At 51.3% G+C, this 21,072-nt stretch carries 15 protein-coding genes; 12 read left to right on the top strand and 3 right to left on the bottom strand.

Features of this window, described 5'->3' with window-relative positions:
* Positions 1–3 precede the first annotated feature (3 nt).
* Positions 4–2,604 carry an Ig-like domain-containing protein gene (locus tag BN3772_RS11260; RefSeq protein WP_086074519.1) on the top strand — a complete coding sequence of 867 codons (2,601 nt, stop codon included), beginning with the start codon at positions 4–6 and terminating at the stop codon, positions 2,602–2,604.
* The gene (locus BN3772_RS11255; RefSeq protein ID WP_052380459.1) at positions 2,601–4,475 is read left to right on the top strand and encodes an S-layer homology domain-containing protein; all 1,875 of its coding nucleotides are present in this window, start codon (positions 2,601–2,603) and stop codon (positions 4,473–4,475) included. Before BN3772_RS11260 ends, BN3772_RS11255 begins: the two co-directional genes overlap by 4 nt.
* 78 nt (positions 4,476–4,553) lie before the next feature.
* Here the strand turns inward: BN3772_RS11255 and BN3772_RS11250 are convergent, their stop codons facing one another.
* The gene (locus BN3772_RS11250; protein ID WP_042199481.1) at positions 4,554–5,099 is read right to left on the bottom strand and encodes a TetR/AcrR family transcriptional regulator; all 546 of its coding nucleotides are present in this window, start codon (positions 5,097–5,099) and stop codon (positions 4,554–4,556) included.
* A gap of 166 nt (positions 5,100–5,265) precedes the next feature.
* On the opposite strand from BN3772_RS11250, the gene BN3772_RS11245 reads away from it, so the two are divergent.
* From BN3772_RS11245 to BN3772_RS11210, 8 genes are all read left to right on the top strand, one after another.
* On the top strand, positions 5,266–5,493 hold the full coding sequence (locus BN3772_RS11245; RefSeq protein ID WP_042199480.1) for an MFS transporter: 228 nt from the start codon (positions 5,266–5,268) through the stop codon (positions 5,491–5,493).
* Between the two features lie 295 nt (positions 5,494–5,788).
* On the top strand, positions 5,789–7,666 hold the full coding sequence (locus BN3772_RS11240) for a sensor histidine kinase (RefSeq protein ID WP_244444720.1): 1,878 nt from the start codon (positions 5,789–5,791) through the stop codon (positions 7,664–7,666).
* A complete protein-coding gene (locus BN3772_RS11235) occupies positions 7,659–8,828 on the top strand; it encodes a response regulator transcription factor (protein WP_042199479.1) in 1,170 nt (389 codons plus the stop codon). The genes BN3772_RS11240 and BN3772_RS11235 overlap by 8 nt, the downstream gene beginning before the upstream one ends.
* A gap of 126 nt (positions 8,829–8,954) precedes the next feature.
* On the top strand, positions 8,955–10,631 hold the full coding sequence (locus tag BN3772_RS11230) for an extracellular solute-binding protein (RefSeq protein WP_042199478.1): 1,677 nt from the start codon (positions 8,955–8,957) through the stop codon (positions 10,629–10,631).
* A 46-nt stretch (positions 10,632–10,677) separates the two neighbouring features.
* Positions 10,678–11,634, top strand: coding sequence for an ABC transporter permease (locus BN3772_RS11225; protein ID WP_042199477.1), 957 nt, complete (start codon positions 10,678–10,680; stop codon positions 11,632–11,634).
* A gap of 33 nt (positions 11,635–11,667) precedes the next feature.
* Complete coding sequence (locus tag BN3772_RS11220; RefSeq protein WP_042199476.1) at positions 11,668–12,555, top strand: carbohydrate ABC transporter permease; 888 nt, start codon at positions 11,668–11,670, stop codon at positions 12,553–12,555.
* A 106-nt stretch (positions 12,556–12,661) separates the two neighbouring features.
* The gene (locus BN3772_RS11215; protein ID WP_042199474.1) at positions 12,662–14,443 is read left to right on the top strand and encodes an extracellular solute-binding protein; all 1,782 of its coding nucleotides are present in this window, start codon (positions 12,662–12,664) and stop codon (positions 14,441–14,443) included.
* Between the two features lie 136 nt (positions 14,444–14,579).
* Positions 14,580–15,647, top strand: coding sequence for an SGNH/GDSL hydrolase family protein (locus BN3772_RS11210; RefSeq protein WP_042199472.1), 1,068 nt, complete (start codon positions 14,580–14,582; stop codon positions 15,645–15,647).
* Here the strand turns inward: BN3772_RS11210 and BN3772_RS11205 are convergent.
* Entirely contained in the window at positions 15,637–17,424 is a 1,788-nt protein-coding gene (locus BN3772_RS11205) for an alpha-glycosidase (protein WP_086074518.1), read from the bottom strand. The two genes, BN3772_RS11210 and BN3772_RS11205, sit on opposite strands and share 11 nt — an antisense overlap.
* A 309-nt stretch (positions 17,425–17,733) precedes the next feature.
* Between BN3772_RS11205 and BN3772_RS11200 the strand changes: the two genes are divergently transcribed.
* A complete protein-coding gene (locus tag BN3772_RS11200) occupies positions 17,734–18,033 on the top strand; it encodes a heme biosynthesis protein HemY (RefSeq protein WP_042174258.1) in 300 nt (99 codons plus the stop codon).
* 69 nt (positions 18,034–18,102) lie between these two features.
* On the opposite strand, the gene BN3772_RS11195 is transcribed toward BN3772_RS11200, so the two are convergent.
* On the bottom strand, positions 18,103–19,704 hold the full coding sequence (locus BN3772_RS11195; RefSeq protein ID WP_042199471.1) for a bifunctional metallophosphatase/5'-nucleotidase: 1,602 nt from the start codon (positions 19,702–19,704) through the stop codon (positions 18,103–18,105).
* A gap of 194 nt (positions 19,705–19,898) precedes the next feature.
* Between BN3772_RS11195 and BN3772_RS11190 the strand changes: the two genes are divergently transcribed.
* The gene (locus BN3772_RS11190) at positions 19,899–20,990 is read left to right on the top strand and encodes a phosphate/phosphite/phosphonate ABC transporter substrate-binding protein (RefSeq protein WP_042199469.1); all 1,092 of its coding nucleotides are present in this window, start codon (positions 19,899–19,901) and stop codon (positions 20,988–20,990) included.
* The last annotated feature ends 82 nt before the right edge of the window (positions 20,991–21,072 follow it).

The following is a 21,072-nucleotide window of genomic DNA, read 5'->3' as shown; positions in this document are numbered from 1 at the left end:
ACCATGAAGAAAAGGATGATCTCAACTGCGTTATGTGCGCTGCTGGGCGCTTCATTCCTGGCGGATGCCGTGCCTGCTCATGCTGCCCAGGCGCCGGCGGCTATACCGGCGTTTCCGGGGGCTGAGGGCGGGGGAATGTATGCCAGCGGCGGCCGGGGCTATGACGTCTATGAAGTAACCAATCTGAATGATTCCGGGCCGGGGTCCTTGAGAGAGGCGATCAGCGGAGATAACCGAATGGTCGTATTCCGGGTGTCCGGGACGATTCAGCTGGCAAGCCCGCTCGGCTTCACCAACAGAAAGAACATTACGGTTGCCGGACAGACCGCTCCGGGAGACGGGATTTGCATTGCCGGCTTTAACACCGATATCAGCAGTGCAACCAATATTATTATCCGGTATTTAAGATTCAGACCCGGTTCGGCCAACATCTCCAGTGAGCCGGATGCCCTGGGCGGCCGGGGCTCAAATTATGTGATGATTGATCATGTCTCAGCCGGCTGGTCGACGGACGAAGGATTATCCTTTTATGAGAATAACAATCTGACCGTGCAGTGGAGCATCATCAGCGAAAGCCTTACTTTATCCGGGCATGTAAAAGGAAAACACGGGTACGGCGGGATCTGGGGCGGGAATGCGACAACCTTCCACCACAATCTGCTTACCAGCCATACCAGCAGAATGCCGAGAATCGGAAACGGCAATACGCCCGGTAATATCACGATGTCTAACAATGTGATTTACAACTGGGGCTTTAACAACACCTATGGCGGCTTAACCACACTGCAGTCCAATGTCATTAATAACTACTACAAGCCGGGGCCCTCTACCCTCCAGTCCGTAAAAGGCAGAATCATCAATCCCGGTGACGGTGAGTTTTTTGTGGACGGGAATTACATGTACGGCAGCCCGGAGATCAGCGCGGACAACAGCAAGGGGATTCAGAATGCAATCCCGGCTACGGTTCTCTCCAACGCCCCGTTTCAGAATGACAGCTATACAACCGTAAAGATCACGGATGCCGGGCAGGCGTACCAGGATGTGCTGGACATGGCTGGTGCGGTGCTGCCAAGAAGAGATGCCGCAGACGCCAGGGCCGTGCAGGATGTAATAGACGGAACCGGCCGGACGATCAACCGGGAATATGAGGTGGGCGGTTACCCGGAATTACGATCCGCTGAGGCTCCGCTGGACAGCGATCATGACGGCATGCCGGATGCCTGGGAAGAGGCTAATGGCCTGAATAAGCTGGACAAAGCGGACGGCAAAACGATCAGTCCGAACGGGTACAGCAATCTGGAGAATTATCTGAACAGTCTGGCCGATATGGCCCATACTGCAGACAATCCTGTGGTCAAGCTGAAATCACCTGTGTATAACGCTTTGTTTGCCGAGGGCGGAGCCATCCGGATGGATGCAGAGGCTGCAGACAAGGACGGCATTGCCAAGGTGCAATTTTACAGCAATGATGTGCTGCTGGGGGAAGTAAAAAAGGCCCCGTACAGCTTTACTCTGGACAATGTGAAGGACGGCACTTATTTTATCTCGGCGCGTGCCTACGATACGAAGGGAAATGTGGCCCAGTCCACCTCCCTGCCGGTGCATGTCAACGGTCCCGAGGTGACTACGGGCTGGACTTCCGCGGATATCGGCAATACGCCGGTGAAGGGCAGCGGAAGCCTGGACGGCTCCGGTACGCTGACTGTGAAAGGGTCCGGAAAAATCACCGGCCGCAGCGACAGCTTCCATTATGTATACCAGCCGGTCAGCGGCAATGCTTCCTTAACCGCCAGACTGGATTCCATTGCCCTGCTGGACAACAACGCTATTTCGGGCCTGATGATCCGGGACAGCCTGGAGCCGGACGCAGCTGCAGCGGTGATCAGCACCTCCATTGTGAAGGCAGACCGGGATGAGCTGGGCAACGGCGATAAGGATGATACGTTCTATGCCACCTACTTCTCATCGCGGATGAACAAAGGGGAGACTATCCGCACACTGAACAGTGCCGATTATCCGCAGGATTATTTGCCGAGCTTAACCGATAACACGTTGCCGATCTGGCTGAAGCTGGAGCGTGTAGGGGATACCATTGTTGCTTTTACCTCCTATGACGGTGAGCATTGGAACGAGCTGTTCAGGGATACCTTTGCTATGGATAAGGAGGCTTATATCGGATTTGCCGTCGACGGGACCCAGCCTGCAATAGGGGATAAATATTACAACACGGCTAAATTCTCGAAAGTGCAGCTCAGCAGCTCCTTTACGGTAACGGATGTTAAGCTTACAGATGCCCTGGGCAATCAGGCAACGGAGCTGGCTCCGGGGCTGACCGCAGCAGCCGCAGTTACCGTTGAACGGAATTCCATTGCTGCCCCGGAGGGAGTCATTGTTATCCAGCTGTGTGACGCAGAGGGCAATATTCTCTCCTCGTCTTATGTGAAGTCAGCCTTTGGGGTGAACGGGACCAAGACTGTAAAAGCCATCTTCAGCACTCCCCTGCAGCTGACAGGGCTGCAGATTAAGGCTTATGTGGTCAACAATGTGCAAGAAGGGCAGCTCATTTCCAACGAGAAGTCCATGCAGTTAGGAGGAGGCTTATGAACAAGAGGATCTTCAGAGCATGCATAGCATGGATCATATTCTCATTACTGGTGCTTCCATTCGGCAGTGCCGGTGTATCTGCAGACGCAGCCTTAACAGCCAGCCTGGAGGTAGATCATAATACAGCAGCAATCAAGGTTACCAGTACAGCCAATGAGCAGGACACAGTAACGGTTTTGATTATGCAAAAGCAGACCGGGTCCATCGCCTATATGAATCAGGCTGAGCTGAAAAACGGACAGCACACCTTTCAGACCGTGCTTCCAAAGGGAGAATATTGCGGCTCCGTGAGCTCGGCCGGCAGCGGGAAGGCAGAGCTGCAGGCTTTCACGGTTGAGCATACCGAGACGATAACCGGCTTCAGGCCTTTGCAGGCTATTACAGTTGCCAAAGGCGGCAAGCTTGTACTGCCCGGCTCCGTGATTGCTGTATTCGACAGCGGGGCTAACCGGGAGGTAGGGGTGAAATGGTCCGGAGTGCCGGATACCGGTACAGCCGGCCAATTCACGGTTACCGGTAATGTGAACGGAAGCCTGCAAACCGTGGAGCTGGTGGTAAAGGTCGGCGGAACGGCAGCAACACCGACTCCAACACCAACATCAACACCGGCGCCGACCGCCTCGCCTGCTGCGACAGCGCCACCTGTACCAGGGGGGCAACCCGGCGCAGCAGCGACACCGAAGCCATCGCTTTCGGCAGACAGCTCTGCCATCACGCTGACTGCGGTGCTTGATCCGGGAACGGCTGTCGCGAAGGCAGAGGTCTCTGCAGCAGCCGTCAGCACAGCCTTGTCCAAGGCGGCAGCGGATGCTAGAGGAATCAGAACGGTGGAGATTATTGTAACGCAGGCAGAAGGAGCCAAGGCGTATGAGCCGGTGCTGCCGGCCAGCCTGTTTGCAGGAGATCTGAAGCAGGTGATCCGGCTGGTTACTCCGGTTGGAACTGCTGAGCTGTCCGGAAATATGTTCGAAACTGCGCTTACAGCAGGAAACTCCACTGTTTCCGTGGTTATCGGCTTAGCGGATGCGGCGGCAATAAATGACCCGTCGCTGAGAGAAAGCGCCAGCGGTAAACCCGTCATCGAGCTGACTGCGAAGGTTGACGGCGCAGCCATTGAATGGAGCAGCAAAAATGCACCGGTTAAAGTATCTGTTCCATACACACCTAAGCAGGACGAACTTAACGGCAGTGAACATATCGTAGTCTGGTATATTGATCCGGCGGGGAAGACAGCCAAGATACCTAATACCAGATATGATGCGGCGGCAGGGAGGGTAACCTTTAGTACTACGCATTTCAGCAAGTTTGCCGTTTCCTATGCATCCAAGACTTTTGCTGATGCCGCTAAATATACATGGGCGCAGCAATCCATAGAAGCACTGGCCTCCAAAGGGGTAATTAACGGGATTTCGGATACGTCCTTTGCCCCCGAAGCGGACATCACCCGGGCGGATTTCCTGGTTATTCTGGTAAGGGGCCTGGGACTTACAGCCAGCTTCAGTGATAACTTCAGCGATGTTAGTCCTGCGAAATACTACTATGAAGCATTGGGAATGGCCAGGGAGCGGGGGATTACAGACGGAGCGGGCAATAACCTCTTCAAGCCGGATACGCCGATCTCCCGCCAGGAGCTGATGGTTCTCGGCAGCAGAGCCCTTTCGCTCAGCGGGGCGTCAATACAAGCGGGCAGCGCTGACGATATCCTTAAGTTTAGCGACCGGGCCAAGCTTGCAGCTTATGCGGTGGAGGATGTGGCTGCGATGGTGAAGGAGGGGATCGTCAGCGGCAGCGGAAGCAGGCTCAATCCGCATGCCAATGCGACCAGAGCAGAAGCTGCGGTTATTGTGTACAGGATTATGAATAAGCTGTAGCTACATTATTCTTTATGGAGCGCCTCCCTTGTGGAGGCGCTTTTTGCGTAGATCTTTTTTTACTACCTTTTTATACTATTAAAGACTTCTTTCCAAAAGAGTGCCAACCTGCTTCGCCATGACCTGAGGGGGATGCGGCATCCCGTTAATAATCCACCACTCAATAATTCCCACATAAGCGGTGCCTGTATATTGCAGCATAACAGCTTCATTTAGCTCCGCATTTTTTCCGCTGTCCCTGTCGATTTCATCATTAAAGCCCTTCATTACATATTCAAGCAGCCGGGCTCTGAAGGTAGGGGCGCCTTTGCTTGCCAGCATGGTCGAGAAGAATAAGTAGTTTTTCTCAAAGTATTCAAAAAAAGGTATGAGCCCGTTGCTCCAATCCAGTCTGCATGCCCATTCATCCATCTCGCTTAATTCATCCATATGGGATTCTATCAGTTTATCCAGAAGATCATATTTATCCTGATAGTGAAGATAGATGGTGCCCCGGTTCAGGTTGGCCCTGTCAGCGATATCCTGGATGGTAATTTCATCAAAGCTTTTTTCGCCCATTAGCTCAAGAACCGCTTTTTTTAAAGCCTCTTGTGTTTTAACAATCCTCCGGTCCACTTTTGCCATACGATTTCCACCAAACCTTCTCAGTTAATTGACAATTCAAGCTGATGTGTTGAGATATCAACAGATTGCCTGCTTTTAACCATTGAATCTGTACATTTTAATTCTATAATAATAGACACGAGTTGTTTTAACAAATGTTTATGGTTATACAGCTGCTGTTGGAATTATGGCTAATCTGAATCAATATCTGATTATGTCGGCTGCCCCTGACGCCCCTGACTTTTCTAATGGATTATTTATTTCTGCGTGTAATGTCGGAACGACTGTAGGTGCAGCTGCGGGCGGAGTCTTTATCTCCCAGCTGGGTACACCCTATGTTAATTGGGTAGGCATATTATCCGTAATGCTCGGTCTTGTAACCATTCTATACCGCAGCTACATGCTCTTTTTTTAGCAAAAAGTATGAGGAAATTCATCAGCAGTATGAATGTAAGGCGTGGGTCTGCGGCAGAGTGACCCTGGAGAAGCATGTTACCTTTGGACACAGATTAGAATTAGGCGATGAAGATATACCACCTATCCCGAGAACAGACTACGTAGCGGATCATGCTGCCGATGCCTACGCAATCGCAGTAGACCCTGGCGGGCTTTGGATCAAATATGTGCAGAAGCTGTAAACGGACAGAAAGCATACTCTCTTTTATTTGCTGTTAGCAGGCAGATGAAAGGGAGTTTTTGGTGTGCTGTATATGCTGAATCAACATGAATGCGAATTCAACATCAACTTATGGTTCCGCTTACATGAATACTCTGTAATTGCCCGCAGGACAGGTGCGATAATGGAGGCAGGTAACTTTGGCTTAAGGGGGATGCCGGTGCGGGGAATGTACAGGTTCATCATGAATTATTTTCAACAGGCAACACTGAAAAAAAGAATCATGTTTATTTTTGCAAGCAGTACCCTGGTTCCCTTTATCTGTGTGGTGCTGCTGTCCTATCATACAATGTCTTCGATTCTGTCGGGGAATCTGGAGAACGGTGTACGCAGTAATCTGAAGCAGGCCGAATTATCGCTGGAACGGACGATCAGCAACCTCAATCATGTTAGCCAGCAGCTTGCGCTCCAGGGAAGCGTCGGCAAAAAGGTAGATGAGCTGCTCACCTCTGACAAGCAGTTTGAGCGGGCTGTGCTGACAGAGGAGATTAATACAGAGCTTAACCTGATTTCTTTTACCAACCCTACGATTGGCCTGATGATGTATTACTCTGCAGACAGTGAAGGCTATATGTTCAACACTACCAACGTTAAGGAGAATTATGAACCCGGACGGCTGCCGCTGCTGGCTGAGTATTTCCGGATTTCCTACTTCGGTCCGCATATCAGCAATGAGCGGTTCAATGATGAATATGTTGTCTCGGCGCTGCGCAAGGTGGATTTGCCCGGTAATCCGGATGATATGTATGTGTACGTGGAGTCGGGCTTCAAGATGACCCCCTCGATCTTTGAGAATAATCTGGAGGATTCCTCCTATTACCTGATTCTCGATAATGATAAGCGGATTGCTTTCAGTGATGTGCCTGCACATTTTGCGGTGGATGATTATTTTGAGGATGGCGGGAGCAGCTTAGGGTCAGGCCTGCAGAACGGCTATTACTGGTTTGAGAGCACGAGCAATCAGGGCTGGAGCGTCGTCTCTCTGATTCCCATGAACGAATATAACCAGGAGAAGAACCGCTGGGTTATTCAGATGACCTATCTGTTCCTGCTGTTTCTGGCTGTGAGTCTGCTGATTGCCTGGTTTCTCTGGAAAATGGTCTATGTGCCGCTGCAGCAGTTCAATCATCAGATCAAGTCTATTACGCAGCGCAATACGGCGCTTGCCGAGGTTCCGCGCATCAAGCTTCCCGAATTCGATTTCCTGCTTAAGCAGCTGCAGAATATGAAGAATCAGATAGCCGGGCTGATCCGGGAGGTGGAGATCAAGGAGAAGGGGCGGGCAGACCTGGAGGTGGAGAAGCTGCTGTACCAGATCAATCCGCATTTTTTGATGAATACGCTGGATACGGTCCACTGGCTGGCGGTGATGAACGGTCAAAAGGATATCGACAGGCTGGTCGTCTCACTCAACAAGCTGCTGTATTATAATCTGGGCAAAAGAGGACAGGTCTCCACAATCCGTGAAGAGATCGACTCCATCAGGCAGTATCTGACGCTTCAGCAGGTCCGTTATGACTTCAACTTTGATGTGCGGATGCATGTTGATGATGAAGTGCTGGACAACGCAATTCCGCGGTTTATTTTGCAGCCGGTGTTGGAGAATTCCCTGTACCACGGGCTTCATGATGAGGGATACATCCAGGTTGAGGTGAGGAAGGACGGCGGGCAGATTATTATCTCGGTCTATGATAACGGTGCAGGCATTTCGCAGGAGGAGATAGGAAGGCTGCTCCATCAGCAGCAGATTGAACAGCAGAAGGCGGGAATGGGCATCGGCATGAGCTATGTCAAAAGAATGCTTGAGAATCAGTACGGCATACAGGCAAGTCTGGAAATTCACAGCGAGCTGGGCTGCGGTACAACTGTTTTTCTGAAAATACCGGGCCGGGAGGTGCTGCCTAATGATTAAGGTGTTGATTGTAGATGACGATAATCTGGTGCGCAAGGGCTTGAGATCAATGCTGCCCTGGGCAGAGTATGGCATGGAAGTGGCGGGGGAGGCGAAGCACGGAGAGAAGGCGCTGGAATTTCTGGCTGTGCAGGAGGTCGATCTCCTGCTTACTGATCTGGCAATGCCGGTCATGTCCGGGATGGAGCTGATGCGGGCGGTCCGCAGGCAATACCCTTATATATCCATCGTAGTACTCACGCTCCACCAGGATTTTGAATATATTCAGGATTGTCTGCGGCTGGGGGCTATTGATTATATCGCCAAGGTGGAGCTGGAGACCGACAGCTACGATGAGGTGATGGGCAGAATCAGGGACAGGGTGCTGGAGGGGAAAAGGAACGGGCCGGCTCCTTCAGCGGCCAGTGAGGCGGAGCGTGGAAATAACAGCTTTTATAATGCAGTTCCCGGCCGGCACCCTGCGGAAGACACAAGCCGGACAACCGCAGATCCGTCTGTGCTGCCGGTTAATGGGGATATGCTGGCTGAACTGAGAACTGCTGGACTGTCGCTGGGCTGGGTTCATAAGCCATCTGAGTTTGACCAGTTTCTGGAGCAGCTGAAAGGAGCGGCTCTGCCGCCTGCGCGGCTGACTGCTTTTCTGAATTCCTTACTGCTTGGCTGGAACCGGATCTATGCTTCGGTGACAGGCCGGCAAATAGAGCTGCCGGAAGCCTTCGGTGCCTGGTTCGAAGTGGAGGGGTGGCTGATTGCTGCGAGGGAATCACTGGCCGCTGCCATCGGCAAGCCCCAGTACTCGGAGGAGGTCAAGGAGTGCATTGCGCGGGCGGTACAGGCTATGCATGAGGAGCTGGCGGAGCCCGTCACCGCTTCGGAGCTGGCCAAAAGAGTGAATATGAGCCGCAGCTACTTCAGCCAGTGCTTCAAGGATATGGTCGGAATGACCTTTAATGAATATTTGCGTTCGATCCGCATCGGCAAGGCCAAGGAATATCTGCAGTATACGCAAAAAAACATCCAATGGATCTCCGAGCATACGGGATATGCGGACCAGAAATATTTCAGCCGTGTATTCTATGAAAAAGCAGGTATGCTTCCGAGCGAGTACCGGCAGTCTGTACAAAGTGGTGGACAAATGTCCGATAATCAGGGGGAGAAATGACTGCTGGTTCAGCGCGTTTGTCCCCATTTCTCTACCCAAACTGAAAGCCGTATTGGGTAACGATGCCCGATACTATCCTATATACTCAGATTACAGGGTGCTTCCACTGAGAGAAGGGAAGGTAAGATGAAGAACAGACAAGGGATAATTACTATGATGCTTATGCTGTTGTTTGTAAGCGCATGCAGCAGGAACGGAGGCTCAAGTAGTGATACAAGCCGGCATTCCCGGCTGCTTCCCGGTCCGTCCGGCAAATATGAGCAGCCTGTTCCCATCAAGATCGGAATAACGGTTGAATCCACCAGATCTCTGCTGGAGGGCGAAACCCTGGTTGATAATCAATACACCCGCAATATCAGGAACAACCTGAATATCATCGTCGATTATTCCTTTAAAGCGTCACCCTCAAATTATAACCAGAAGGTAAGCCTTGCCATCGCCAGCGGCGATCTGCCGGATGCGATGGTCGTCGGCTCTGTAGAACTCAAAGAAATGGTGGAGGCTGACCAGTTGGCAGATCTGACGGAGGTCTATAATACCTATGCTTCCCCGGTTATTAAAGGCATTGTGGACAGCACAGGCGGAGAAGCGCTGGACAGGGTAACCTTTGACGGTAAAATCCTTGCCCTTCCGAATGTACAGCTGCACGCTGACGGCATTCATCTCTTATGGCTCCGCAAGGACTGGCTGGATAAGCTGCAGCTGGAGCCGCCGCAGACGGTGGAGGCGCTTGAAGCGGTTGCCCGTGCCTTTGTGGATCAGGACCCGGACGGTAACGGCAAGCAGGATACGATTGGGCTGGCCGGGCCAAGCGCAACGGGCAGACTGTATGCGAGCTTCCTTCATTCCACTAACAATTTGTATGGGTTTGACGGTATTTTTTCAGCGTACAATGCTTATCCGGGCTATTGGCTGGACAGGAACGGCCAGGCGGAATACGGGTCAGTCCAGCCGGAAACGAAGGAGGCACTGGGGAAATTAAGAGAGATGTATCTGTCCGGCCTCATTGATTCGGAGATGGGGGTGCTTGAGAGTCCTGCTGAATCGGTTGCCGCCGGAAAGACGGGGATGTTCTTCGCGCCATGGTGGGCACCGTACGCGCCTATAGACGATGCAGTCAGGCAGGACCCGGAGGCCAACTGGCAGGCTTATGCGCTTCCGCTGGACAAGAGCGGCGATTACCGCCCGCATATGAGCACAGCGACTAGCCAGTTCGTCGTCGTCCGCAAAGGCTATGAGTATCCTGAAGCTGCAATGCTAATCATTAACAACCTGGTGCTTGGCGAGAGCCAGGGAACCTTCACTACGGAAAGAGGGCCGACCGAATATCCGCTGAGGCTAACCTATGCACCGACAGATGAGACGGAATATGAAGTCAGGGCGCTGCGGCAGATCCTCGCGGGTACCCGAACAGCCAAGGACTTTCTGGATAAGCCGGAATATAAAATGCTGCAGTCCGATATCCGGGGAATCAGGTCTGTGAAGCTTGAGCCGCATGATCAGTATGATATCGGGCATTGGGCACCGGACAATAACCGGGCCATGTGGGTCAGGGCGTACTCGCTGATGGTGGGAGGTTCACCGCTGGTCGACAATGAGATTAAGGGGGTATTCAGCACCATCTATACCCAGACCCCGCTGATGGAGAGCCGATGGCTGAAGCTGCAGCGGCTGGAGGACGAGACCTTTCTGAAGATTATCCTTGGGGGAGCGCCGCTGGAGGCTTTTGACCAGTTCGTTCAGGAGTGGAAAGCGCAGGGCGGCGGGGAGATCACCCGGGAGGTTAATGAACTGGGCGGATAAGTATATCTGACGTTTTCAATTATCATTTCAACAGCGGAGGAGAACTATGGACATCCATACTGCAAGCAAACCGGCGGCGGCAAGACCCCCGAAACGGTTCCAAAACAATGACAAGTACCACCTGTTCCTGATGGCGCTGCCCTTTCTGATTCTGGCTTTTCTGTTCTCTTACCTGCCGCTCTACGGCTGGATTTACGCCTTCTATGATTACCGGCCGGGCATCCCGCTCTCTGCATCCGAATTCATGGGCTTAGACTGGTTTACCTCCATGGTGTCCAATGAGGTTCAGCGCCAGGAAGTGCTGAGAGTGCTGCGCAACACCTTTGCGATAAGCTCGCTGAATATTGCTACTTCCGTTTTGCCGGTAATCTTCGCCGTCTTTCTGGTCGAGCTGAGAAGCACACGGTTCAAGAAAATCGTACAAACCCTTACAACGCTGCCGAACTTTATCAGCTGGGTGCTTGTCTATTCCTTTGCCTTCATGCTGTTCTCGGTCGATAACGGGTTTCTGAACAATCTGCTGCTGGACCTGGGCTGGATCGACCGGCCGCTGAACCTTCTCGCCTCCGATGATCATACCTGGATGGCAATGACGCTATGGAGTGTATGGAAAGGGCTGGGCTGGGGCGCCATTATGTATATCGCAGCGATTACAGGGATAGACCAGGAGATTTATGAGGCGGCCAGAGTGGACGGAGCCGGCCGCTTCCGGCTGATGTGGCATGTCACCGTTCCGGGCATTATGCCGACCTTTTTCGTCCTGCTGCTGCTCTCGATCGGTAACTTCATCAACAACGGCATGGAACAGTTCTATGTGTTCCAGAATGCGATGAATACGAATCATATTGAGGTGCTGGACCTGTATGTGTACAACATCGGGATGACAAATTCCAACTTCGGCTTCGCTACGGCAGTCAGTATGCTGAAGTCACTGGTCAGCCTGTTCCTGCTGTTCATAGCCAATACAATGTCCAAAGTCATCCGCGGGGACAGCATTTTTTAATCCGACATAGGGACAAAGGGGAGAAGCGACATCATGCCTGCCAAAGAGAAATTTACACTGTTTCATTTCATTAATTACGCCGTGTTCGCGGTTATCACGCTGATCTGCGTATTCCCGTTTTATTATCTGTTCATCAATACAATCAGCAACAATGACCTTAGCAGCAGAGGGCTGGTGATGTTCTATCCGAAGGACCTCCACTTCACTAACTATCTGGATGTCTTCAAAATCCCCGGTCTGGGACAGGCGGCGCTGATGTCGGCAGGGCGTACGGTGATCGGGACAATTCTGACAGTGGCCGCTTCCGCTTTTCTGGGCTACCTGTTCACTAAGCAGATGTGGGGCCGCAAATTCTGGTACCGCTTTCTCGTTATTACGATGTACTTTAACGCCGGCCTGATTCCCTGGTATCTGACGATGCTGAATCTCGGCCTGACCAACAATTTTGCCGCATATATATTGCCGTTTATCGTCCAGCCGTTCTTTATCATTCTGGTCAAAACCTTTGTGGAATCTACACCGATTGCCCTGCAGGAATCCGCACAGATTGACGGGGCAGGTTACTTCAAAGTGTTCACCAGCATCATCTTCCCGCTGATTACGCCGATTCTGGCGACTATAGCAATCTTCTCGTCGGTTACCCAGTGGAACAGCTTTACGGATACATTGTTTCTTGTAACGGATCAAAAGCTGTTTACGCTCCAGTTCATCCTCTACCGCTACATGAATGAGGCGACCTCTATTGCCCAGCTGATGAAGCAGTCTTCCGGCTCGATGGATCTGGATCTGGCCAACATGGCGACACCTACCTCCATCCGAACCACTGTATCGATGGTAGTTGTCCTGCCGATTCTGCTGGTATATCCGTTCTTTCAGCGGTTCTTTGTCAAAGGCATTATGATCGGTGCTGTTAAAGGCTAAACCGGCGGCATGTGTATTCTTGAGGGAGGTGAAGCTCTTCTACTGAACGTCTGTTTATGGCAGGAAGAAACAAACCGCACAGCATAACAGGGGAGGAATAATCAATATGAAAAAGAGATGGGCGTATACCGCGCTAACCGCTGCAATGTGTACCATGCTAGTGTTTACATCGGCGTGCAGCAGCGGCAATAATGGAGGGAATTCAGCAAGCAGCGCTACAACTGCTCCAAACACTTCTGGTAACAACGATAATTCAGGATCAGAGGATAGAGAAGAAATTACGGTTGATGTGTTCTCAATGCTGGCTAACTATGCCGGGGAGCAGCCTGGATGGTTCGCCAAGATGGTGAAGGACAAATTCAACATCAAGCTTAATATCATCGCTTCCAACCTGGCAGGCGGACAGCAAAAAATTGCAACCATGATGGCCTCCGGCGATCTGGGTGACCTGGTTGTGTTCGGCAGCAACGGCAAGGATTATCAGGACGCGATCAAAGCAGGCCTGCTGCTGGATTTCACCAAGGATGATCTGCTGAATAAATACGGCCAGAGCCTGCAGGACAATGCCCCGGAAGCCATCAATGCGAATAAAGAGCAGTTCGGCGGCGGGACTGCAGTATACGGAGTGGGCTTTGATGTGGGCACAGGGGAAGGGCCGTCCGAAGGTGCAACAATGACCTACGGTCCGAATCTGCGCTGGGATCTGTACCAGAAGCTGGGCAGCCCGCAAATTAAGACGCTGAATGATTACCTGCCGCTCCTGAAGCAGATGCAGGAGCTGGAGCCGGTCAGCGAGAACGGCCGCCCGACTTACGGGCTCTCATTATGGTCCGATTGGGACGGCACTTATGTAACACTGGCTAAGGTCATCGCCCAGTTCCACGGTTACAATGAAGGGGATGGCCTGAACCCGGCCGGACTGATTCTGACCCACCAGAATAAAGATGAATGGCAGGGTGTCCTGGATGAAGACGGATACTATCTGCAGGCGCTAAAATTCTACTATGATGCGAATCAGATGGGGTTGCTTGATCCCGACTCCTTAACGCAAAAATTCTCGGATGTATCCAACAAGATCAAGGATGGGCAGGTGCTGTTCTCCCATTTCCCTTGGGTTGATAACGTGTATAATACGCCAGAACACACCGCTGAAGGCAAAGGCTTTGCGCTTGTTCCTTTTGCGGAGGAGAAGGTTACTTCTTACGGGCAGAGTCCGTACGGCGGTAACCGGGTATGGGCAATCGGCGCGAAGGCGAAGGACCCCGGCCGTATTATGGAATTCCTGGGCTGGCTGTATTCTCCTGAAGGCGTAATGGAATCCAATTACGGACCCAAGGGCCTGGCGTGGGATATCGATGAGAGCGGCAAGCCCTTTGTAACCGATTTCGGCTGGAAGGCGCTGCCTGCCAATGCTGAGCCGGTACCTGCTGAATTTGGCGGAGGCACGTTCAAGGACGGGACGAATCAGATTAACAATACAACGCTGAAGCTGACTAACATTAACCCGGATACCGGGGAGACGTATGATTACAACCTCTGGCCGTCGACGCTTAACCATGATCCTGACCCGGTTACGCAGAGCTGGCGTGAAGCTACAGGAGTGATGACGGCGAAGGAGTATTTTGTTAAGAATAACATGATTGAAGTCTCGAAGCCGTTCTTTACAACAGAAACCCCGGTTACCGTACCTGCCCAGCTGCAGCAGAAGATTGACGGAATCGGCAAGATCATCAAGGAATATTCCTGGAAAATGATCTTTGCCAAGAACGAGGCAGATTACAACAAGCTCAGGGAAGAGATGATTACGAAGTCCAAAGGCCTCGGGTATGACGAAGCAGTGGCCTTTGAAGTCGGCAATGCTGAAAAGATGGTATTCCCCTACAGATAAGCTACATCTGGAAATTCCCGTGCCGGTGCAGACCGGTACGGGAATTTGCGGTTGTCCATAGCTATTGCCAAAAAATCAGTTTTAGGAGTACATTACTACTGGTACAGAGAAGCTGAGAAGGAAGGTAGTTGTAAATATGACAGAAGCCATTCAGGTTTATCAGGCAACAGAGGATAATGTGAAAATCATCGGAAGGACTCATTATTATAAGGATGTGCGGTGGCTGGCTCTCTCCGGCAGCGGCGTTGAGTTCAGCTTTTATGGGCGGAAAGCGGAAATTACGCTGCTCGGCGATGCTATTGCCCTAACCGGCAATAACCTGGCCCGGATTGCGGTCTGTGTTAACGGCGTGCGGGTAATTGATGATCAGCTTAATCAGCCGGAGATAACGTACACTGTATTTGAAAGCGATACCGAGCAGGAGGTTACAGTAACCATCATTAAGCTGTCCGAGGCGGCAATGTCAACTGCAGGAATTCAAGCCATTACAGTGGATGCTGTGGAAGGCATTAAGCCCTCACCGGCCGCTATACATAAAATTGAATTCATCGGCGATTCCATTACCTGCGGCTATGGCGTGGATGATGAAGCCGGCACGCAGGCTTTTTCCACAGCTACTGAAGATGTTACCAAGGCTTATGCCTATCAGACCGCCCGGAAGCTTCAGGCAGACTACAGCATGGTATCCTTCAGCGGATATGGCATCATCACAGGCTATACGGAGAATGATCAGAAGCTGCTTACACATCTGCTTCCGGATTACTATGAGAAGGTAGGGAAATCCGAGGGCAAATTTGCTGATACGCTTCTGCCCCAGGAGCTGCTCTGGGATTTCAATCGGCTTGTCCCCGACCTGATTGTTATTAATCTGGGTACTAATGATGATTCCTATACTAAAGATGATCCCGGCCGGCAAGCCGAGTACGCCCGTGAATATGCCGGATTTCTAACAACAGTCCGGCGCTGTAATCCCGATTCGAAGATACTGTGTACGCTGGGAATCATGGGCGACAGACTGTATCCTTATGTGGAGCAGGCGGTTAGCCGATACTCTGCTGAAACCGGGGACAGCAATATATCTGCGATGAAGTTTGAAGTGCAGCTGGCGGAGGACGGTTATGGTTCGGACTCTCACCCGTCCCCGGTTACTCATCTTAAAGCGGCTGATAGACTGGCTGCCCATATCCAGGAGCTTAGTCTTTGAACAGAATTCTGAAGCTGAAGGGCTCAAGCGTAAGCCTGATCCCGCCATTGTCAGCAGCGGCGGCTTCTCCGGTAAAGGCATCCTTCCATTTGCCCTTAAGGGCCTGCACCAGAGTAGCCGGTTCTGCGGACGGATTCATCCAGACCGTACAATGCTCTTGGTCATTATAACGTTCATAGATTAGGGCACGTTCCTGCTGGTTGCTCTTAAGGAAGCCGAACTCCCCTGTACGGAGAACCGGATGGTCCTTGCGGAGCTTAATCAGCTGTTTGTAGCTTTGATGCAGATCGCGGTCCTGACGCTCCTTCTCCCAAATCATGCATTTCCGGCAATCCGGATCATCCTCGCCTTCAAGGCCAATTTCATCCCCGTAATAAATACAAGGTGTTCCGGTAAAAGTAAGCAGAAAGGCAATCGCCAGCTTGAGCTTTCTTTTATCGCCGCCCAGCTGGGTAAGCACCCGCGGGGTATCATGGCTGGCCATCAGATTGAATAATACTTCATTGGCCTGCTGCGGATACCGCATCAGAAGGGCGCTGATATATTGTGAGAAGGTCTGCGCATCCATATCATCGCTTTGCAGAAATTCAATCAGCCGTTTGGACAGCGGATAATTCATGACGGAATCGAACTGGTCGCCGTGCAGCCAGCGCAGGGAGTCGTTCCAGTTCTCCCCGATAATATAGGCATCCGGATTAGCAGCCTTAATACGGCTGCGGAATTCCTTCCAGAACTGATGGTCGATTTCATTGGCGACGTCCAGCCGCCAGCCGTCCATCCCGAGCTCCTTGAGCCAGTATTCGGCGATATTAAGCAGATATTCACGGGTTTCCGGATTGGCAGTATTCAGCTTGGGCATCTCGGCGAAGAACCCGAAGGCGTCATAGGTGGGTCTACCATCTTTGACCTGAACCGGAAATTCATTAATATGAAACCAGTCCGCATATTTGGACTTTTCCCCGTGCAGGGTAACATCCCTGAACTGTGAAGAATTGGAGCCGATATGGTTAAACACGGCATCAAGAACGACCCGGATTCCTTTGGCATGGGCCTCGTCAACCATCTTCTTTAACAGCTCCGTATCACCGAAATGCGGGTCAATCTTCATATAATCAGTGGTGTCATACTTATGATTGGTAGGTGCCTCAAATATAGGTGTCAGATAAATGGCCGTAATGCCCAAGTCCTCCAGGTAATCAAGATGATCGATTATCCCCTGCAGATCCCCGCCGAAAAAATTGTCTGTAGCAGGCTTATCCCCCCACGGCATCACGTCTTCCGGATCATTTCCGGGATCTCCATTGGCAAACCGCTCAGGCATAATCTGATAAAATACGGCTGATTTTGCCCATTCCGGTGCTTGGAAAATATCAATTTCATGGATATAAGGCCAGTCAAAAAAACCGCCCGGAGCTTCGGGCTCTTCTGCCATTATCCCGTTCTCCGTCATCCAAACCGTCTCACCGCCGGCAAGAAGGCGGAAAGCATAGGAGAACCGGCGGTGATCCGGCTTCACCGTTGTCTGCCAGTAATCAAACAGCCGGTCGGTGCCTACTTTGCGCATTTCATATTCGTGATGATAGGTTTCCCAGTCATATTTATCGCCTGTCAGCGCATAGATACGTTCTACATTCTGCTTTTTGGTCCGGATGCGTAAATGAAAGGTATCTTTATCATATGGATAGGACCAGTTGCCGTACGGAACATGATGCAGGCTTTCCAGATGAATGCAGGTCGTAAGATCGGCGCAGCTGATGGCTTGTTCATTAGAGATCATTCCAGTCCCTCCCGGATCTGTATAGTTGGTATATGCCTAGCAGTATTACCTTTCTAGAAAGGAATCAGCCGGAGCCTCAGATTTGCCTTAAACAGGCTGCCGGAAATCATGTTAATTTGAAACACTAGAGGAAATGCTACATTATAAATAACCTGTGCCGAAGTAAATAAACACATGGATTTATATATCTGGATGCAGGTGGAGTACTGGTCATTGTATAAGCGGTCACACTTAATTATATATAGTACCTTATAATATGTTATAATGGATTTCTTACTGCAAAATATGAAGAATAGAGGTCGCCAGAGGATGAAATGTAAAATTAACCGTAACGCCGCCAAAGTCTTGAAGGATATGCTGAACACACCGGAAGCGGAAGGCAAGAAGATCCGCGTAGTGATTACCCAGAATCACGGGGATCACGGCCACTATGATGTGACCCTGGATACACCGACTGAGCATGATGAGCTTGTAGCAACCGACAAGGATATCGAGGTGCTGCTGGATACACGTGAGCCGCTGCTGGACGGGGTATGGATTCAATACTTCTACGTGCCGCAGGAGGGCTTCTTCATCACCAATCCATCTACCGGTTTCCTTGAAAAATAAGCATTACACGTTAAAAGCGTTCAACCCTTACAACGGGTTGAACGCTTTTTTGGGCTGGTCAGGCAATAATCAGGAGCTCCCGTTCCTGTTCATACCGTTCACTACACTCCAGTTAAGATTAACCGACGCGGTAATACGCCCCTGTCTCCCCAGATAATCCGCGATCAGCTCGACCATATCTGTCGGGATGTCCTTCACGACCGGCTTATTCTGGAACATGGCGAAGTTTCCGCCGCCAGCCGCCCGGTAATTATTCATAACCACATCATATTCGGCGTCAGCTATGAGCGGCTGTCCGTTCTGCTCAAGCCGGGCAACACGCTGTCCGGCAGGCTGCGAAATGTCCAGAATATAGTCTATGCCTTCCCACATGTCATAATTGAAATGCTGGGGCTTGGGCATGAGGAACGACGGATTCACGGCAATCTGCCCCTCAGCATTGATTTCGAAGTATTCTGCTGATTGCTCCAGTGCCGCTTTAATATCACTTCCCGACACACGCAGCACTTTTAACGTATTGGGGTAGATGTAATTAGCCACGATCTCGCGCATGGTGATGCATTCCCCAAAGCCCGGCGACACGTTATCGAACAGGGCGGCAGCCGAGATGCCTGCTCCGGAGGCATCCATCTGCACGTGGTGGATAAATTCAATTAACGGGTGCTCCTGAAGACGCGCCCGGGCATGGGAATGCACCGTCATGTCGCCGTCAAGGAAGCCGAAGGGCTGATCAAGCCAGGTCTGTGTCAGCTCCTCCATTTCATGGACAAGCTGCAGAATGGCCGGGTCAGGCTCATAATCCGCAGAAGCGATCAGCTCAGACCGGCAGCCGGTCATGCTCCAGCCTTCGGGATTCTTCTCCACATGCAATGTCACCTTACCCAAGTACCGGCCCTCGTTCCCGGGCTGAATCACATGTACCCCGTTAATGCAAGCCGTTAGAACCCGGTGCTGGTGGCCCGTGAACAGTACATCTATACCCTGTACCTGTTCACAGAGGGCATAACCTGTATTCTCCCCGGTCAAAGGCTCGGTTGCCTGTCCGGTTTCAGGATCCCGCTCTAGCCCCCCATGATAGGATACGACTACTATATCTGCCTGCTCCTCTGCTCTGATAACAGGAATCCATTTCTGCGCTGCCGCTACCGGATCTTCGAACTGCAGCCCGGTAATATGGTCCGGCTGTTCCCAGACAGGTATATAAGAGGTGGTCAGCCCCAGAATGCCAATGCGCAGACCGTTCTCCAGCTCCCGCATGATATAAGGCTTCCCGAAGGCAGGTTCTCCCGTGGATGAATCCACAATATTGGCCGACAGCCACGGAAAGTTCGAAGCATCTGCTGCGCTCCGCAGATACTTCTGGCCGTAATTGAACTCGTGATTGCCGGGGACAGCCGCATCGTAGCCCAGCTCATTCAGGCAGGCGATGACCGGATTCGGCAATGAGGGATTTACTTTGGCATGATAATAGGTCAGCGGGGTGCCCTGCAGACAATCGCCGTTATCAATTAGTATTGTATCTGGTGCGGAGCGCCGGATATCCTTGATTATACCGGCAATCCGGGCCAGTCCGTATCCGGCCTCTTTCCGCGTAGCATAGCTGGCTGGCAGGATAAATCCATGCAGATCGCTGGTTTCTAACAACACAATTTCATAGTGCTGAGTGGGCATGTTGTCTCTCCTTTGCAGGCTAATCTAGAAAACTTTGCTTATTCTATCACACTATTTGGCGAATCAACAGACTCTGGAAGTTTTATCATAGTGATTACAAATTCACGCCAGATAGTTAACAAATGAATTATATAGTGATTAAGCACCAGTAAAATTCCAGTCTTGTAAAAGACAAAAAAGTGGAGGGTCTTTAAGTGAAAAAAAGAATCCAGCATTTGTTCACAGGAGTACTTGCAATCGGGCTATTGGCAGGTTGCGGCAACAACAACACAGGCAGCAACGGAGCTGCGAATGCAGCTGCAAATAATGCAACACCGGCAGCGACAGCACAACAGGAGACAAGCACCGCAATTGATGTGCTCAAGGTCAGCTTTGTACCGTCGAAGGACCCGGATCAGATCATTACAGCCACTGAGCCGTTAAAGGAGCTGCTGAAAACCCAGCTGGGCACCAAGGGCTTCACCGTAGGCGATGTACAAATTGATGTCGGTACTACATACGAAGCAGTAGGCGAAGCACTCAGTGCCGGAACGACCGATGTCGGGCTGATTCCAGGCGGTACGTATGTACTGTATGATGACGGGGCTGAGGTTCTGCTGACATCAACACGCAAGGCACTTTCCAATGACTCCGAGAATCCGAAGGACTGGAATGACAATAAGCCGACTACCGGACTTGACGACAAACAGGCTTCCTATTACCGTTCCCTGCTTATTGCCGGACCTTCCGCTAAAGGCCAGGAGCTTGCAGCTAAAGTAAACAACGGCGAAGAGCTGACATGGGAAGATCTGAACAGCGCAACCTGGGCAGTAATGTCCACTTCTTCTTCCGCAGGCTACATCTACCCGACACTGTGGCTGCAGGAGAAATATCAGAAGGGATTGACCGATCTGGCCAAAGTAACCCAGTCGGATTCCTACGGAAGCTCGTTTGCACGTCTTGCCGCAGGACAGGCTGATATCGTGGTTGCCTTCGCAGACGCACGCCGCGATAACGAAGAGAAATGGACAAGCGAGTACGGCGGTACAGGCCCGATCTGGGATCAGACGAACGTAATTGGTGTAACGCAGCCAATCTACAATGACACAGTCAGCGTAAGCAAAAATTCCCCGATCATGACGGACGAGCTGAAGAAGGCGCTGCAGGAATCCTTCATGGAGATTTCCGAAACGCCAGAAGGTAAAGAAGTTATTGCCATCTATTCGCACGAAGGCTACAAAGTAGCCCAATCTTCCGATTATGACGGTGAACGCCAGGCGCAGGAACTGATCCGCAGCATGAAATAAACAGCAAGTCCATACACGTGAAACCTGAAATGAGAGCATCATGATTTCATGATGCTCTCATTTTTTCCACTTTATAAAATAT

The organism is Paenibacillus camerounensis (assembly GCF_000723885.1).
GTDB lineage: Bacteria > Bacillota > Bacilli > Paenibacillales > Paenibacillaceae > Paenibacillus_AQ > Paenibacillus_AQ camerounensis.
The sequence above is the reverse complement of the archived record's forward strand: the minus strand, read 5'-3'. Positions and strand labels throughout refer to the sequence as shown.

What these genes read in the sequence shown, in the direction of transcription:
- BN3772_RS11260 (WP_086074519.1), top strand. Translation starts at nt 4, where the DNA reads ATGAAGAAAAGGATGATCTCAACTGCGTTATGTGCGCTGCTGGGCGCT.
- BN3772_RS11255 (WP_052380459.1), top strand. Translation starts at nt 2,601, where the DNA reads ATGAACAAGAGGATCTTCAGAGCATGCATAGCATGGATCATATTCTCA.
- BN3772_RS11250 (WP_042199481.1), bottom strand. Translation starts at nt 5,099, where the DNA reads ATGGCAAAAGTGGACCGGAGGATTGTTAAAACACAAGAGGCTTTAAAA.
- BN3772_RS11245 (WP_042199480.1), top strand. Translation starts at nt 5,266, where the DNA reads ATGGCTAATCTGAATCAATATCTGATTATGTCGGCTGCCCCTGACGCC.
- BN3772_RS11240 (WP_244444720.1), top strand. Translation starts at nt 5,789, where the DNA reads ATGCTGAATCAACATGAATGCGAATTCAACATCAACTTATGGTTCCGC.
- BN3772_RS11235 (WP_042199479.1), top strand. Translation starts at nt 7,659, where the DNA reads ATGATTAAGGTGTTGATTGTAGATGACGATAATCTGGTGCGCAAGGGC.
- BN3772_RS11230 (WP_042199478.1), top strand. Translation starts at nt 8,955, where the DNA reads ATGAAGAACAGACAAGGGATAATTACTATGATGCTTATGCTGTTGTTT.
- BN3772_RS11225 (WP_042199477.1), top strand. Translation starts at nt 10,678, where the DNA reads ATGGACATCCATACTGCAAGCAAACCGGCGGCGGCAAGACCCCCGAAA.
- BN3772_RS11220 (WP_042199476.1), top strand. Translation starts at nt 11,668, where the DNA reads ATGCCTGCCAAAGAGAAATTTACACTGTTTCATTTCATTAATTACGCC.
- BN3772_RS11215 (WP_042199474.1), top strand. Translation starts at nt 12,662, where the DNA reads ATGAAAAAGAGATGGGCGTATACCGCGCTAACCGCTGCAATGTGTACC.
- BN3772_RS11210 (WP_042199472.1), top strand. Translation starts at nt 14,580, where the DNA reads ATGACAGAAGCCATTCAGGTTTATCAGGCAACAGAGGATAATGTGAAA.
- BN3772_RS11205 (WP_086074518.1), bottom strand. Translation starts at nt 17,424, where the DNA reads ATGATCTCTAATGAACAAGCCATCAGCTGCGCCGATCTTACGACCTGC.
- BN3772_RS11200 (WP_042174258.1), top strand. Translation starts at nt 17,734, where the DNA reads ATGAAATGTAAAATTAACCGTAACGCCGCCAAAGTCTTGAAGGATATG.
- BN3772_RS11195 (WP_042199471.1), bottom strand. Translation starts at nt 19,704, where the DNA reads ATGCCCACTCAGCACTATGAAATTGTGTTGTTAGAAACCAGCGATCTG.